Source organism: Micromonospora noduli (genome assembly GCF_003264365.1).
In the GTDB taxonomy this organism is placed as follows: Bacteria; Actinomycetota; Actinomycetes; order Mycobacteriales; family Micromonosporaceae; genus Micromonospora; species Micromonospora noduli.
Window position 1 is genome coordinate 39125 of the sequence record NZ_PYAK01000039.1, and the last position, 14238, is coordinate 53362.

Consider the following 14238-nt stretch of genomic DNA (forward strand, 5'->3'; position numbering starts at 1 on the left):
ATGTACGCTCCCGCCCCTCTCGCGTCCCGCCCGCGTCGCCGCGTCGCCCTCGGCCTCGCCGCGCTGCTGGCCGCCCTCCTCGTGGCCGGCTGTGCCGACCCCGGTGGTGAGGCACCCGTCTGGCAGCCAGGCGCGGGAGGTGGTGGCACCGGCGCGCCGGTCTCCACGACCGGCCCCAAGGCCACCGGGCCCGCATCGTCCGGTCAGGGTGGCGCGATCTCGCTCTCCGCCACCGGCGACATCATCATGGGCAACGCGCCCAGTCGGCTGCCCGCCGCCGGCGGTAAGGGCTTCTTCAACTCGGTCACCGAGGCGCTCAAGGCCGACCTGGTGATGGGCAACCTTGAGGAGCCGTTGACTGTCGACACCGGCACCGGCAAGTGCGGGGCGAACTCCACCCGCTGCTTCCAGTTCCGCGCCCCGCCGGAGTACGCCGCGCACCTGCGCGACGCCGGCTTCGACGTGCTCAACCAGGCCAACAACCATGGCTACGACTACGGGCCCAAGGGCTACGAGAACACCCAGAAGGCGCTGAAGAAGTACGACCTGGAGCACACCGGCGCGCCGAACGAGATCACCGTGGTCGACGTCAAGGGCGTCAAGGTCGCCGTCGCCGGCTTCTCGTCGTACGTCTGGTCCAACAGCCTCGTCGACATCGACAAGGCGAAGGCGGTGGTCGCCAAGGCCGCCACCATGGCCGACCTGGTCGTGGTGCAGGTGCACATGGGTGGCGAGGGCGTCGACAAGACCCGGGTGAAGCCCGGCACGGAGATGTTTCTGGGCGAGAACCGGGGCGACCCGGTGAAGTTCTCGCACGCCATGATCGACGCTGGCGCCGACCTGATCGTCGGGCACGGCCCGCACGTGCTGCGCGGGATGGAGTTCTACCAGGGGCGCCTGATCGCGTACAGCCTGGGCAACTTTGCCGGCGGCGGCAACTCGCTGAGCAACGACGGCCGCCTCGGCTGGGGCGGCGTACTGAAGGTGTCGCTCAAGCCGGACGGCAGTTGGGCCGGCGGCTCGTTCACCTCCACGTACATGAACTCCGCCGGCAAGCCGACGATGGACCCGGACGACCGGGGCCTGGGCCTGGTCACCGAGTTGAGCCGTGCCGACTTCCCGAAGGGCGGCGCTCGCCTCGACGGGCAGGGGAAGATCTCGGCGCCGACCGGCGGCTGACCCGACGAGGAGCGTCCGGGGTGCGACGTAGGCTGACCGTCGTGACCAGTAGCCCTCCCGGTGCCAGCGAGACCGATCTCGGGCGCAAACGCCGTGCCCGCAAGATCGGCCGGGTGCTGGCCGAGACGCATCCCGACGCGCATTGTGAGCTGGACCACTCCAACGCTCTGGAGTTGGCCGTCGCCACGATCCTGTCCGCGCAGTGCACGGACAAGAAGGTCAACGAGGTCACCCCGAAGCTCTTCGCCCGCTACCCGAGCGCTGCCGCGTACGCCGGCGCCGACCGGGGCGAGATGGAGGAGCTGATCCGGCCCACCGGCTTCTACCGCAACAAGACCGACTCACTGCTCAAGCTCGGTCAGGCCCTCCTCGACCGGTACGACGGCACGGTCCCGGGCCGGCTCGTCGACCTGGTGACGCTCCCCGGCATCGGCCGCAAGACCGCCAACGTGATCCTGGGCAACGCCTTCGACGTCCCGGGCATCACCGTCGACACGCACTTCCAGCGGCTGGTCCACCGGTGGCGGCTGACCACCGAGACCGACCCGGTCAAGATCGAGCACGCGGTCGGCGCGCTGTACGACAAGCGCGACTGGACCATGCTCTCGCACCGGATCATCTTCCACGGGCGACGGGTCTGCCACGCGCGCAAGCCGGCCTGCGGCGCCTGCACGCTCGCGAAGCTCTGCCCTTCGTACGGCACCGGCCCGACCGAGCCGGCGGCCGCCGCCAAGCTGCTCAAGGGCCCTCGGGCGCGCGACCTCGCGGTAGCTGCCGGGGTCGACCCGGAGCTGGTGCCGGAGCAGGCGATCACGGCGGAGGTGCCGTGAACCGCCGCCGCCTCGCCCTTGCCGTCCTGCCGCTGCTGCTGGCCGTCACCGGCTGCACCAGCGGCACGGCCGACGACGAGCCAGCCCCCCGGCCGGCCGCCGCTGAACGACCTTCGCCGTTCCGGGACTGCGCCACACTGAGCACGGCGCCCAGGACCACGCCGCCCGGCTCCGGCACGACGACCCCCACAACGGACACCCCCGCGTCGCCCGGCACGACGGCCCCCAATGGCCCGACGGCCCCCGTCGCTGGCGGGTCGGCGCTGCCGGAGTTGACGCTCTCCTGCTTCACCGGCGGTGCCCCCGTCGTGCTGCGCGAGGTGGCCGGGCCGGCGGTGATCAACGTGTGGGCTTCCTGGTGCCCGCCGTGCCGCAAGGAGCTCCCCGCCTTCCAACGCCTCAGCGAGCGGGCCGCCGGTCAGCTCCAGGTGGTCGGGGTCAACAGTCGGGACAGCCGGGGCGGCGCCCAGTCCATCGGTGAGGACTTCGGCGTCCGGTTCCCGATCCTGGTGGACCAGGGCGAGGCGCTACAGCGCGAGCTGAAGCGCAACGCCATTCCGCTGACCCTCTTCGTCGACGCCGACGGTCAGGTCCGGCACATCGACGCCAGCGGTGCTCTCGACGACACCAAGCTCGCCAAGCTGGTCCGCCAGCACCTCGGCCTGGCGGTGCCGGCGTGACCCGTCGGCCCCCCGAGTGGATCGAGCCGTTGCTGACCCGGCTGGGCACCGCCCGCGCCGAGGACTTCACCCGGCTGACCACGCCGGCTGAGGGCGGTCGGGAGAGCGCCGTGCTGGTGCTGCTCGGCGAGCAGCCCGGCGCGGGTCCCGACGTGCTGGTCCTGCAACGCGCCGCCACCCTGCGCAACCACGCCGGCCAGCCCGCCTTTCCCGGGGGTGCGGCCGACCCGGAGGACGCCGACGTCCGCGCCACCGCCCTGCGCGAGGCGAACGAGGAGGTGGGCCTCGACCCGGCCAGCGTGACAGTGCTGGCCGAGCTGCCGAAACTGTGGATCCCGGTCAGCGACTTCGTGGTCACGCCGGTGCTGGCCTGGTGGCACGACCCGCACCCGGTGCACCCACGGGAGCCGGCCGAGGTGGCACACGTCGCCCGCCTGCCAGTCAGCGAGCTGGTCGATCCGGCCAACCGACTGCGGGTCCGGCACCCGAGCGGCTGGATCGGGCCGGCGTTCTCGGCGCGCGGGATGCTCGTCTGGGGCTTCACCGCCGGGGTGCTCGCAACCCTGCTCGAGATGGGCGGCTGGGCCCGTCCCTGGTCGCGCGGGCGGGTGGTGGAGCTTCCGCCGACCGGGGCGACACCGGCCCCGTCCGCCGGCACCGACGACGCCGACGAGAACGCCCTGCGCTGACCGCACGGTCACCATCCGCAAGCGATGGTCATCCGGTGGGCACACTGCCCGTACGCTTGACCCGTGTCCGTCGTGGATCTCGTCCTGCTGCTGCTCATGCTCGTGTTCGCGATCAGCGGATACCGCCAGGGTTTCGTCATCGGCGTCACGTCGTTGTCCGGCTTCTTCCTGGGTCTGCTGCTGGGTCTCCAGCTCGGGCCGCTGTTCGCCAGACAGTTCGTGGACGCCGGCACCCGTGTACTGATCTCGCTGGTGGCCATCTTCGGGCTGGCGGTGGTCGGGCAGGCCCTCGCCGGTTGGCTCGGCTCGCACCTGCGCAAGACGATCACCAGCGACGTGGGTAAACGGGCCGACGACGTCGGTGGGGCGCTCGTCTCGCTGTTCGCGGTGCTCCTGCTCGCCTGGCTGGTCGCGGTGCCGCTCGGCTCGTCCTCGGTGCCCTGGCTCGCCGCCTCAGTCCGCAACAGCGCGTTGATCACGGTGGTCAACCAGGTCCTGCCGGAGCAGGCCCAGCAGCTGTCCACGGCGTTGGAGGACACCGTCGACACCGACGGGTTCCCGGACGTCTTCGGTGACCTCGCGCCCACCCGGGCCCGGCAGGTCGACCCGCCGGACCCGGCACTGGCCGGCTCGCAGGTGGTGGTCAGCGGTCAGCAGTCGGTCGTGAAGGTGCTCGGTTCCGCGCCCAGCTGCTCACGCCGGATCGAGGGTTCCGGCTTCGTGTACGCGGACGACCGGGTGATGACCAACGCGCACGTCGTGGCCGGCACCCGCTCGGTGGCCGTGGAGCTGGGCGGCGAGCGGTACGACGGCAAGGTGGTGGTCTACGACCCGAACCGGGATCTGGCGGTGCTGCTCGTGCCCGGGCTGCCCGGGCCGTCCCTGCGGTTCGCCGCCGGCAACGCGGGCAGCGGCTCCGACGCCATCGTGCTCGGCTTCCCGCTCGACGGCCCGTACAACGCGCAGTCGGCGCGGGTCCGGGACGTCGACCGGATCAAGGGCCCGGACATCTACTCGTCCAGCGAGGTGACCCGGGAGATCTACACGATCCGGGCGCTGGTGCGCAGCGGCAACTCGGGCGGTCCGCTGCTCTCCGCCAACGGCCTGGTGCTCGGCGTGATCTTCGCGGCGGCGTCCGACGACCCGAACACCGGCTTCGCCGTCACGGCGGCCGAGGCCCGCCCGGTGGCGTTGGCCGGTGCCGAACGCAACCGGCAGGTCGCCACCGGCGAGTGCACCTGAGCGTGGCCGCGGGGCGAGCTCAGCTCCGAGCCGTCAGGGCGGGGCGCCCGACGGTCGGTAGCTTCGCCCGGCCCCACCGCAGCCCCCGGTCCAGCACGGCACGCGCCATGATCGCGACGCATGTGCCGCCGTTGAGGAAGGACGCCACCACGTCGCTCGGGTGGTGCATTCCCCGGTACATCCGGGTCATCGCCACGCCCAGCGGCACCATCAGCAGCAGCGTCCACCAGGCGACCTTCGCGCCGGTGCTCCGTGCCCGCAGCGCCAGCAGCACGGCGATGCCGACGTAGAGCGCCACCGCCGCCGAGGTGTGCCCGGACGGAAAGCTCGACGTGGGTGGCGAGACGTCCATGTGCTCCACCGCCGGCCGCTGACGGTCGATCGCCAGCGTGGTCAGCAGGAACACCAGTGCCTGGGCGGTCACCGCCGCGCACAGGAACAGCGGCTCGCGCCAGCGCTTCAGCCAGAGCCGCAGCGCCAACGCCACCAGCACGGTGACCACGACGATCATCTGGGTGCTGGCCAGCGTGCTGAACACCAGCGAGACGTTGTTCCAGTCGCCGGTGCGGTCGGCGGCCAGTTCCCGGTTCACCGCGTCCTCCACGGTGAACGGCCAGGTCCTGGCGAACACCCGGGTGACCAGCACCCCGAGCAGCACCATGAGCCCGAGCAGGAGGGACACCGGCAGCAGTACCCGCCGGACGATCTGGACCACGGTCTCGGACATGGGTCGGCCAGTACCCGGCCGACCTCGTCCTCACTCCTCAGGCCGCTCCCGGCTGCCGCTCGACCTCGGGAGCGACGCCGTCGCGGGTCGGCCGGACCGGCCGAAGACCGGTGTGTGCCCGCCAACTGGTGAACGCGGCGGTGGTAGCCGCGACCACAGCCACACCGAGCAACCATCCACCCACCACGTCGCTGGTGAAGTGCACGCCCAACGCCACCCTGCTCAGCCCGGTCACCACTGTGAGCAGGACCGCCGCCACCCAGAGCGCGGCCCGCGCCACCCCCCGTCGGGCGTACGGCAGGAGCACCAGCAGCAGCACCCCGGCGGCCAGGGTGGCGTTCAGCGCGTGCCCGGAGGGGAACGAGTAGCCGGCGGCCCGGGCCACCGGGGCCAGCAACTCCGGCCGGTCCCGGCCGACCAGCAACTTGAGCAGCGGGCCGATCAACCCGCCGACGACCATGGTGGTGGCCGCCCAGAGGGCCAGCCGGCGGGCTCCCCGGCGCAGCAGCCAGACCACCAGGAGCAGGGCGACGGCGCGCAGTGGCATCGGTGCGAACACCTCGGTCCAGACCCGCATCAGCACGACCCAGGCCGGGTGATCCTGGGCGTAGCCGTGCAGCGCGTCGGTGACCGCCGTGTCCAGCCGGTGCAGCGGTGCCCAGGCGCCGAGCACCAGCAGTGTGAGCAGCGCGAACGGCACCAGCACCAGGAACGCCGCCGTCGCGGCGAGAGTGAGCCGCAGACCCAACGCATGGTCGGGATCGAATCGGCGGTGCCGCCAGGACGGCTGGCCGGTGGGGGCGAGGGTGGGCGGCCGGTGCGTACTCATGGGTCCGTTCTACCCGGCCGGGCAGCCGGTCAGGCCTGCCGGTCGGTCGCGATCAACGGGTCCGCTGACGCAGTCGGCGCACCATCAGTGCCGCACCGCCGACCAGAGCGACGAGGAGCACGACAGTGGTCCACAGCTGCTCCGGCGCGGAGGTGTCCTGACCGCCCGCCGCCCGAGCCGTCCAGCGGCTCTGCTGACCGGATGCGGCGAGACCGAGTGGATCGCTACCGGCACCGGCCACCGGATCGTCGTCGGCCGAGCCGGGCGCCGGACCGAAACCGGTCACGCCCGGCGACGTCTGGTCGTCCAGCGGGTTGGCGGTCACCGGCGGCACCTGAGCGGTCAACGCAGCCACCGGGTCGACCACCCCGTACCCGAAGCGGTCGTCCCGACCGGTCGGGCCCACGTCCCGGGCGGTGGCCAACAACCGGTTGACCACCTCACCTGCGGGCATCTGCGGATAGCGGGAGCGGACCAGCGCGGCGGTCGCCGCCACCAGTGGCGCGGCGAAGCTGGTGCCCTGCACCCGCCAGTACCCGCCGGGCGGCTTGGCGCCGACCAGCCCGCTGGCGGGAGCGGTGAGCACCGTCGCCCGGCCGGTGATCGAGCCGGACCACAGGTTGTCGCTGCTGCGTTCCAGACCGGACACGGCGATCACACCCGGCTCACGAGCCGGGTACCAGACCTTTGTGCTGGTGGAGGTGGCCAGGTTGCCGGTGCAGGCGACCACGACCACGTCCCGCACGAACGCGTAGTCCAGGGCGGCGGCCAGGGCCGGGCTGTCGCCGCTGCCGCCCAGCGACAGGTTGATCACGCGGGCGCCGTTGTCGACCGCCCAACGGACCCCCTGGGCGACGATCAGCGCGTCGTCGTAACGGTTCTCCTCGTCCAGCACACGGACCGGCAGGATCCGGGCGTCCGGTGCCAGGCCGACCACACCCCGCTTGTCGTCGTTGCGCCCGGCGATCAGGCCGGCGACCGTGGTGCCGTGACCCACCGGATCCGGGCCCGGCGCACCACCCGGGCCAACCAGGTCCTTGCCCGGCAGCACCTGGCCGACCAGGTCGGGGTGGTTGCCGTCCACTCCGGAGTCGACCACCGCCACTGTCACGCCCCGGCCGGTCGAGCTGCGCCACGCCGTCTCGGCCTGCAACTCGTCGAGCTGCCACTGCTCGTCGCGGACCTGATCGGTGCGGGCGACGGCGTCACCGGGGGCGAACGCCATCGGCGCGCCGGCGAGCTGTCCACCGTTCGTGGGCGCGGCGACCGGCACGGCTGCCGCGGTCGGGGCCACGACGGCAAGCGCCGCGGCCACGCCGAGCAGTGCCCGGCCGGTCGCTCGTCGGGCCGCTGACGGACCGCTGTACCGCACCCCAGTCACATCCTCAGCCATCCATCCCGACGGAACCACGACGATCGGAGATTACCGGTTTCCCCACCCGTCACGGGAAGAACCGGCGAGTCAGGTCATTGCGGAGGCAGTTGTGCCAACTGAACGAGGCGTACGCCCTCCCGCCGGGTGACCAGCCGACCACGCCCCGGCGGCAGCGGTCCGGGTCGCACCGGCCCGACGAGTGCGCCCTCCTCGGGGCTGCCCGCCATCACCAGGCCGGCCGTGGACAGCTCCCGCAGGCGCTGCACGATCGGCTCGTACTGGGCCCGGCTCGCCCCACCGGACCGGCGGGCCAGCACCAGGTGCAGCCCGATGTCCCGGGCGTGCGGCAGGTGCTCCTCCAGTGCGCGCAACGGGTTCGCCGGCCCCGCCGCCACCAGGTCGTAGTCGTCCACCAGCACGAACAGCTCCGGCCCGGACCACCAGGACCGGTCCCGCAACTGCTGCGGGGTGACCTCCGGTCCGGGAGCCCGCCGCTCCAGGTAACCGGCGGCCGACTCGACCAGGTCGGCGGTGTGCGCCGCCGCGGTGCCGTACCCGATCAGGTGTGGCGTCTCGATGGCACCGAGCAGGCTGCGTCGGTAGTCGACGAGGATCACCCGGGCCTGCTCAGGAGTAAACCGGGTGATGATCGACGTGGCCAGCGCGCGCAGGAACGACGACTTGCCGCACTCCGAGTCCCCGAAGACCACGAAGTGCGGCTCGGTGGCGAAGTCGAGCAACACCGGGCGCAGGTCCGCCTCCGCGATCCCGATCGGCAGCCGCAGCCCGGTCGTCGAGGTGAGGTCCAGATCGGCGTACGGCAGCACCGGCGGGAGCAGCCGCACCCGGGGCGCCGGAGCACCCACCCAACCGTCGGCGGCCCTCTTGACCAGGTCGGCGGTGTCTCCGCCGGCGGTACCGAGCTGGGGAAGCGCGGTGAGGAAGTGCAGGCCCTCCGCTGTCACCCCTCGGCCGGAGCGCTCCGGCACGTTGGCGGCCGCACGCCGGGCCACCAACGAGTCGGCCGGGTCACCGAGGCGCAGCTCCAGCCGGGAGCCGAACAGGTCCCGGATCGCCGGGCGGAAATCCAGCCAGCGCAGCCCGGTGGCGACCACGTGCAGCCCGTACGACAGACCCCGGGTGGCCAGGTCGGTGACGAGTGGCTCCAGGTCGTCGTACTCGCCGCGGATGGTGGTCCACCCGTCGATCACCAGGAACACGTCGCCGTACGGGTCGGTACCCGGCTGCCCGGCCGTCCCCGCTGCCGCTCGGCGCTGCCGGTACGCGGCCATCGACTCCACGCCCAGCTCGGCGAAGCGGCGTTCCCGGTCGACCAGCAGGGTGGTCATCTCGCCGACGGTGCGTCGTACGGCGGTCGGGTCGGCGCGGCCGGTCACCCCGCCGACGTGCGGAAGGTCGCGCAGCGCGGCCAACCCGCCGCCGCCGAAGTCGAGGCAGTAGACCTGCACCTCGGCCGGTGTGTGGGTGAGCGCCAGCGCGCAGATCAGCGTGCGCAGGGCGGTGGACTTGCCGCTCTGCGGCGCACCGACCACCGCGACGTGCCCGGCAGCGCCGTCCAGCGCCAGCCAGAGCAGGTCCCGGCGCTGCTCCAGTGGTTTGTCCACCACCGCCATCGGCACGCCGAGTGCCCCGTGCAGCTCCGGGTTGCCCACTGTCAGCCCGCGTTTCGGGTGCACCTCGACCGGACCGAGCAGCTCGTCCAGGGCCGGCGGCTGGCCGAGCGGCGGGAGCCAGACCTGGTGCGCCGGCGGGCCCTGCCCGACGAGCCGGTCCACCAGCAGGTCGAGCAGCGTCCTGCTGCCCTCCTCCTCCGCCACGACGGGCACGACCGGGGCCGACGGCTCGGGCACCGGTACGACATGGGTGGTGAAGGTGAGCAGCCGCGCGCCCCCCTCGGCGGCGACACCGCCCGGCGGGGCCCGACGGTGGACGGCACCGGATACGTACGCGGCCTTGAAGCGGGCCAGCGGGTCGGTGCCGGCACGCAGGTAGCCGTGGCCCGGTGAGCGGGGCAGCTCGTGCGCGTCCGCCACGCCGAGCACCGTCCGGGACTCCAGCGCCGAGAAGGTGCGCAACCCGATCCGGTACGAGAGGTGGGTGTCCAACCCGCGGAGCCGGCCCTCCTCCAGGCGCTGGCTGGCGAGCAGCAGGTGCACGCCGAGCGACCGGCCCAGCCGGCCGATCTGCACGAACAGGTCGATGAAGTCGGGCTTGGCGGAGAGCAGCTCCGAGAATTCGTCGCAGATCAGCAGCAACGACGGCAGCGGGGCGAGGGGGCTGCCGGCCGCCCTGGCCCGCTCGTAGTCGCGCACGCTGGCGAAGTTGCCGGCCCGCCGCAGCAACTCCTGGCGGCGTACCAACTCCCCGTTGATCGCGTCCACCATGCGATCGACCAGGGGCAACGCGTCGGCCAGGTTGGTGATCACGGCCGCGGTGTGCGGCAGCCGGTCGAACGAGGTGAAGGTGGCGCCACCCTTGAAGTCGACGAGCACGAAGTTGAGCTGTTCGGAGCTGTGCGTGGCGGCGAGCCCCAGCACCAGCGTGCGGAGCAGCTCGGACTTGCCGGAGCCGGTCGCCCCGATGAGCAGGCCGTGCGGACCCATGCCGTCCTGGGCGGACTCCTTGAGGTCCAGCTCGATGGCGCCGCCGTCCGCGCCCACCCCGATCGGCACCCGCAACCGGTCCCGTGCCGAGCGCGGCAACCAGCCCTGTTCCGCCGTGAAGCTCTCCGGATCACCGAGGCCGAGCAGCTCGGGGAGGCCCAGGTCGGCCTGGAGCGGGGCGTCCGGCCCGCGGGCCGCGCCGGCGAGCCGCAGCGGCGCCAACCGTCTGGCGACCGCCTCGGCGTCGGCCAGGTCCAACTGGTCGGCGGTGCCCACCTCGGCGTGCCCGTCGGTCGACAGCGAGTGCAGCCGCCGGCCGTGCAACTCCAGCAGCAGCGCGTACCGGTCCAGCAGTCGGGGCGGCGGGGTGTCCAGGTCCAGCACGGTGAGCGCGTCGATGCCGCCGTCGCCGGTCAGGTCACTGGCACCGGTCAGGTCGCCGCCGTCGAGGACCACCACCACGTGTGGGCCGTCGGTGGCGGGGCCGGCCGGGCTGAACCGGGACCGGGTGGCCAGCACGTCGGCCAGCAGCGACTCCAGCTCGGCGGCCGAGCTGGTGACCAGGCGTACCGGGCCGAGCGCGTCGGTGCGGCCGGGATGGTGGGCGTGCGGGAGCCACTTCACCCACTCCCAGCAGGCGCGGCGCTCCGGCCCAGCGCACACCGCGACGAGCAGCTCGTCGGGGGCGTGGAAGACCGCCAGTTGGGTCAGCACGGCCCGGACCAGCGCCTGTGCCGCCGGGTCGCCGGTGGGTGGCCCGCCGGTGGTCGGGGTGGTCGTCCGGCCGCGGCCGGCGGCTCGTACGTGCACCCGGGCGAAGCTGCGCAGCGACAGGGCCACCGGCAGGTCCGGCACCACTGAGTACGCGTCCAGGAAGCGGCGTAGCGCGCCGGCGGTCATCGGCTCGAGCTCCTCCAGCGGCCGGGTGACCGGTGGGACCAGTGGGGTGGCCAGTGTCTGCGGCCCGACGGCGACCCGCACCACAGCGAAATCGGGGTCGGCGGGGCGCCGCTCCCAGACCCGGTGGCTGTCCACCGTCGACCAGAGCCGGCCCGGATCCGGGTGCCGGTAGTAGAGCCCGGCCCGTTGCTGGCCCGCGGTCCGCCGGACCCGCCGCCGCAGCGTGGCCAGGTGGCGCAGGTACTCCCTGCGGGCGGCCATCATCTCGGACTTCTTCGGAGTGCCGGAGGCGCTGCCCCAGGACGTCACAAGCATCGCCAACGAGGAGAGCCCGAACATGCCGCCCACCACGTACGAGTAGGCCCCGCCGCCCCGGCCGAACATCATCGCCATCGCGACGGTGCCGCCGAGCATGGGCAGCAGCATGAGCAACTGCTGCCACCGCCCGCCGGTCACCGCGGGGATCTCCGGCGGTGCGTCGACCGACAGCTCACCGGCGGGAATCTCCGGCGCTGGTCGGCGCGGTGGGCGCTTGATGACGACGGTGGACACTCGGCCTCCTGACAGCGCTGGGTAACCCGAGCCTGGCTCATGGTAGGTAAAGTCCTGTCGTCCGCGCAGCCTCCGATCCCAGTCGATATGGAGACCAGTCGATGACTACCGGGCTGGCACGCGTCACCATCAGCGCGCCGCAACGACGGGTGGACGTCGCCCTGCCGGAGCAGGTGCCCCTGGCTGAGCTGCTGCCCGACGTGCTCCGGCACGCCGGTGTCGGGCTGGCCGACGACGGCGAGCAGCACGGCGGTTGGGTGCTCCGCCGCACCGACGGGGCGCTGCTGGTGACCGCACAGGCGCTGCTGCCGCAGGGGGTGCGCGACGGTGAGGTGCTGCACCTCGTGCCGGCCCGCGCGCACTGGCCCGAGTTGGAGTACGACGACGTCATCGAGGCGATCGCCGACGGTGCTCGCCGCCGGGGCGGCGCCTGGTCGCCCACCGCCACCCGGGCAGCCGGCCTGGCCGGTGCCGCAGTGCCACTCGCGGTCGGGCTGCTCGCGCTGCTCGCCGGTGGCCCGACGCACCGGGCCGGCTGGCTGGTGGCCGTCGCGGTGGCGCTGGTGCTCACCGTGGCCGGCGCTGTCGCCTCCCGCGCCAACGGCGACGGCGTCGCCGGGGCGACGCTCGGCGGCTACGCGCTGCCCTACGCGTTCACTGCCGGTGCCCTGTCCGTCGGCTCCGGCGACCCGGTCGGGCCGTTCGGGCCAGCCCGCTGGGTGGGCGCTCCCGAACTGCTGGCCGGCTCGGTCGCGCTGCTGCTGGCGGCGTTGATCGGTCTCCTCGGGGTGGCCAGTCGGCTGCGGGTCTTCGTGGCCGGTGTCACTGTCGGCCTGATCGGCGCGGGGGCCGCGCTCGGTGGGCTGCTGATGACAACGGCCGGTACGGCGGCGGTGCTGCTCAGCGCACTGGTCTTCGCCGTCGGCGTGATACCACTGCTGGCCATCCGGCTGGGCAAGCTGCCCCTGCCGCCGATCACCCTGCCGGCCGCCGCCCCCGCGGAGGAGCCGGAGCGGGTGCGGGACCTGCCGGACCGGGGCCGGGTGCACGCCGCGGTGATCCGCACCGAGGAGATGCTCACCGGGATGCTGATCGGCCACGCGCTGCTGGTGGTGGCCACCTCGGTCGTACTCGTGGTCGCCGGTGGCACGCCCGGTCGGGTGCTGGTGGCGGTCACCTCGGCCGTGCTGCTGCTGCGGTCGCGACTGTTCGTGGCGCTGCGACACCGGGTGCCGACGGTGCTCGCCGGGCTGGCCGGCTACGCGGCGCTGGGTGCCGTGCTGGTCGGTCGGACCGACGAGACCGGGCGGTTGGTGCTGGTCCTGGGCGGGGCGGCGCTGGCCCTGGTGGCGGTCGCCAGCGGCACCGGGTACGCCCGCCGGCCGGTCTCGCCGTACCTCGGAAGGATCGCGGACCTCACCGACACGGCCCTGGTGGTCGCCGTGGTGCCGATCGCCTGCGCTGTGCTCGACCTGTACGACCGGGCCCGAGGGCTGCTCGGTTGAGCGGCCCCCGGGCCCGGTGCGTCAGGGTCGATCAGTGCATGGATTCGCCGCGCGCCTCGGCGTCGCGGGCCCGCTGGTAGGAGGCGTGGATCTCGGCCTCGGCCTCGGTGCGGCCGACCCAGGTCGCGCCCTCCACCGACTTGCCGGGCTCCAGGTCCTTGTAGACCTCGAAGAAGTGCTGGATCTCCAGGCGGTCGAACTCGCCCAGGTGGTGGATGTCGCGCAGGTGCTCCTGGCGGGGGTCCTCGTAGGGCACGCAGAGGACCTTGTCGTCCCCACCCTTCTCGTCGGTCATCCGGAACATGCCGATGGTGCGGCAGCGGATCAGACAACCCGGGAAGGTCGGCTCGGGGACCAGCACGAGGGCGTCCAGCGGGTCGCCGTCCTCACCCAGCGTGCCCTCGATGAACCCGTAGTCGGCCGGGTACTGGGTGGAGGTGAAGAGGGTGCGGTCCAACCGGATCCGGCCGGTCTTGTGGTCCACCTCGTACTTGTTCCGGTGACCTTTGGGGATCTCAACCGTCACGTCGAAATCCATCTGCACGCTCCCTCGTCTGCCCACGCTGGCTAACGGAACCAATGGCGGCCCTCCGGACAGGTGAATGCCCACCCGCCGACTCCGGCCACCGCATAGTCTTCGGACCGAAGTAGTGTCACCCAAGCCGATTTTCGCTGGGGGAGGAGGGGGTCGTGGGGAGGGAAGATTCACACTACCGCCCGGACGGGGGCTCCGCGCACGGTACCGGACGATCCGGCTCCGGCAGTGCCAAGGGGCGGGTCCCGGTGCCGGAGGCGCACCTCCCACGTGCTCCCGAAGCACCGACCCCGGCACCGGAGACGGTGCCCGAGCGGCCCCCGCCGCTGCCCTGGCGCCCGCCGGCCGGGCCGACGTCGCCCGCTCCGAACGCGGGTCACTTCCCGGTAGCCGGCGGTGAGCAACCGGTGAGCGGCCCGCCACGCGGCAGTGCCACGGTCCCGGTGAGCCCTGCGCCGGTCAGCCCGTCGTTCGGTCCCGGGCCGACCGGCCCCGGAGGGGTTCCCCCGGTGGGCCCGCCGATCTCCGCGTTGCCGGCACCCGCCGACGCCGCGCCCGCGCCCGCGCCCGC

12 protein-coding genes are annotated in these 14238 nt (G+C 73.1%); 6 read left to right on the forward strand and 6 right to left on the reverse strand.

Annotated elements, in window-relative coordinates; genetic code table 11:
* The 5 genes from GUI43_RS24065 to GUI43_RS24085 all read left to right on the forward strand — a co-directional run bounded on the left by GUI43_RS24065 (position 1) and on the right by GUI43_RS24085 (position 4620).
* Complete coding sequence (locus tag GUI43_RS24065; RefSeq protein ID WP_112699843.1) at positions 1 to 1179, forward strand: CapA family protein; 1179 nt, start codon at positions 1 to 3, stop codon at positions 1177 to 1179.
* Between the two features lie 41 nt (positions 1180 to 1220).
* Positions 1221 to 2009: an endonuclease III gene (gene nth, locus GUI43_RS24070; protein WP_112699844.1), complete on the forward strand. Its 789-nt coding sequence runs from the start codon at positions 1221 to 1223 to the stop codon at positions 2007 to 2009.
* Positions 2006 to 2689 (forward strand): TlpA family protein disulfide reductase, encoded by a 684-nt coding sequence (locus tag GUI43_RS24075; RefSeq protein WP_112699845.1) that lies wholly within the window; start codon positions 2006 to 2008, stop codon positions 2687 to 2689. Before nth ends, GUI43_RS24075 begins: the two co-directional genes overlap by 4 nt.
* A complete protein-coding gene (locus GUI43_RS24080; protein ID WP_091403299.1) occupies positions 2686 to 3378 on the forward strand; it encodes an NUDIX hydrolase in 693 nt (230 codons plus the stop codon). The genes GUI43_RS24075 and GUI43_RS24080 overlap by 4 nt, the downstream gene beginning before the upstream one ends.
* 63 nt (positions 3379 to 3441) lie before the next feature.
* Complete coding sequence (locus GUI43_RS24085; protein ID WP_091403296.1) at positions 3442 to 4620, forward strand: MarP family serine protease; 1179 nt, start codon at positions 3442 to 3444, stop codon at positions 4618 to 4620.
* Positions 4621 to 4639: 19 nt separating this feature from the next.
* Here the strand turns inward: GUI43_RS24085 and GUI43_RS24090 are convergent, their stop codons facing one another.
* The 4 genes from GUI43_RS24090 to eccCa form a co-directional block, all read right to left on the reverse strand.
* Positions 4640 to 5347, reverse strand: a complete 708-nt coding sequence (locus tag GUI43_RS24090; protein WP_112699846.1) for a phosphatase PAP2 family protein — start codon at positions 5345 to 5347, stop codon at positions 4640 to 4642.
* Positions 5348 to 5384: 37 nt separating this feature from the next.
* A complete protein-coding gene (locus GUI43_RS24095) occupies positions 5385 to 6176 on the reverse strand; it encodes a phosphatase PAP2 family protein (RefSeq protein WP_112699847.1) in 792 nt (263 codons plus the stop codon).
* Between the two features lie 52 nt (positions 6177 to 6228).
* Positions 6229 to 7569: a type VII secretion-associated serine protease mycosin gene (gene mycP / locus GUI43_RS24100; RefSeq protein ID WP_112604874.1), complete on the reverse strand. Its 1341-nt coding sequence runs from the start codon at positions 7567 to 7569 to the stop codon at positions 6229 to 6231.
* A 74-nt stretch (positions 7570 to 7643) separates the two neighbouring features.
* Complete coding sequence (gene eccCa, locus GUI43_RS24105) at positions 7644 to 11627, reverse strand: type VII secretion protein EccCa (protein ID WP_112699848.1); 3984 nt, start codon at positions 11625 to 11627, stop codon at positions 7644 to 7646.
* Between the two features lie 101 nt (positions 11628 to 11728).
* Between eccCa and eccD the strand changes: the two genes are divergently transcribed.
* Positions 11729 to 13132: a type VII secretion integral membrane protein EccD gene (gene eccD, locus GUI43_RS24110; RefSeq protein ID WP_112699849.1), complete on the forward strand. Its 1404-nt coding sequence runs from the start codon at positions 11729 to 11731 to the stop codon at positions 13130 to 13132.
* Between the two features lie 31 nt (positions 13133 to 13163).
* Here the strand turns inward: eccD and GUI43_RS24115 are convergent, their stop codons facing one another.
* Both GUI43_RS24115 and GUI43_RS34330 read right to left on the reverse strand, forming a co-directional pair.
* Positions 13164 to 13670, reverse strand: coding sequence for an inorganic diphosphatase (locus GUI43_RS24115; RefSeq protein WP_091403280.1), 507 nt, complete (start codon positions 13668 to 13670; stop codon positions 13164 to 13166).
* Between the two features lie 373 nt (positions 13671 to 14043).
* A partial coding sequence (locus GUI43_RS34330; RefSeq protein ID WP_428842227.1) for a hypothetical protein occupies positions 14044 to 14238 on the reverse strand: 195 nt, incomplete at its 5' end.